Raw genomic sequence first — 868 nt, forward strand, 5'->3', positions numbered from 1 at the left:
GGCGCGGGTCGCGTTGTAGGTCTGGGTGTACTGAGTGGCCAGGTAGATGTTGTTCGCGTCGTATTTCAGACCGCCGGTGTAGGTTTCAGCGTTGTCGCCACGACCCAGTGCCAGCTTGCTGTTCTGGTCGCCAAGACGTTTGGAGTTAGAGTATGCGAAACCAGCGCTGATGCCATCATAGATGTCATAGGTCAGAGAAGTACCGTAACCGTCGCCGTTCTGTTTCAAGGCGGTACGACCGTTGTTGGTAGGAGACAGAGCGCCTTCGCCGCTGACGCTGCCGTTTTTACCCTGATACTGCAGAGCAAAGTTCAGGCCGTCAACCAGACCGAAGAAATCAGAGTTACGGTAGGTTGCAACGCCGTTAGCACGGGACTGCAGGAAGTTGTCAGAACCGTAGGTGTCGCCGCCGAATTCCGGCAGAACGTCGGTCCAGGACGTTACGTCGTATACTACGCCGTAGTTACGACCGTAGTCGAAAGAGCCCGCGTCGCCAAATTTCAGGCCTGCGAATGCCAGACGAGTCCATGCCTGATCGCTGGAGCTTTCAGTGTTGTTCGCCTGAACGTTGTATTCCCACTGGCCGTAACCGGTCAGCTGGTCGTTGATCTGGGTTTCGCCTTTCACGCCTACACGCATGTAGGTCTGGTCGCCGTCGACGCTCTTGTCGTCAGAGAAGTAGTGCAGACCGTCAATTTTACCGTACAGGTCTAATTTGTTGCCGTCTTTGTTATAAATTTCAGCCGCATTTGCTGCGCCTGCTACCAGCAGAGCCGGTACCAGGAGGGACAGTACTTTAACTTTCATGTTATTAACCCTCTGTTTGTTATATGCCTTTTATTATGCCACTGCTTACTGATTACCCTTC

Annotated in this window: 1 protein-coding gene; it reads right to left on the reverse strand. The window is 53.2% G+C overall.

Going from position 1 to position 868, the window contains the following annotated elements; genetic code table 11:
- Positions 1-807: porin OmpC (gene ompC, locus H9Y04_RS49140; RefSeq protein WP_187820169.1), on the reverse strand; the 807-nt coding region annotated here is incomplete at its 3' end.
- Between the last annotated feature and the right edge of the window lie 61 nt (positions 808-868).

Source organism: Streptomyces polyasparticus (genome assembly GCF_014493765.1).
GTDB lineage: Bacteria > Actinomycetota > Actinomycetes > Streptomycetales > Streptomycetaceae > Streptomyces > Streptomyces polyasparticus.